1 protein-coding gene is annotated in these 434 nt (G+C 62.2%); it reads right to left on the bottom strand.

The annotated features are described in order from the left end of the window. Window positions 1-434 (bottom strand): ABC transporter permease subunit (locus EN884_RS38225; protein ID WP_128361245.1); only part of this gene is annotated, 434 nt, incomplete at both ends.

The raw sequence follows: 434 nt of genomic DNA, 5'->3' as shown, positions 1-434 counted from the left end.
GGATGTGCTGGAACACCATCTGCATCTTGGAGGCGCCAAGGCCGAGAGCTGCCGAGCGGATCGACGGCGGCACCGCGGCAAGCGCGGCGCGCGTCGCGATGATGATCGTCGGCAGCGTCATCAGCGTCAGCACCAGGCCACCGACGAAAGCGGCGGAGCGTGGCATGCCCAGGAAATTGATAAACACCGCGAGGCCGAGCAAGCCGAAGACGATTGACGGCACTGCGGCCAGATTGTTGATGTTGACCTCGATAAGGTCGGTGAAACGGTTCTTCTTGGCGAATTCCTCCAGATAGATGGAGGCGGCGACGCCGAGCGGCAGCGAGAGCAGAAGCACGATAACCATCATATAAAGCGAGCCGATGATCGCCACGCCCATGCCCGAGGTTTCCGGGCGGCTGGAGGCGCCGTAGGTGAACAGGCCGCTGTTGAAG

It is taken from the genome of Mesorhizobium sp. M7A.F.Ca.AU.001.01.1.1 (genome assembly GCF_004022735.1).
Taxonomy (GTDB): domain Bacteria; phylum Pseudomonadota; class Alphaproteobacteria; order Rhizobiales; family Rhizobiaceae; genus Mesorhizobium; species Mesorhizobium ciceri.
Note: the sequence above shows the minus strand (reverse complement) of the source record. Positions and strands in the feature narration are given on the sequence as shown.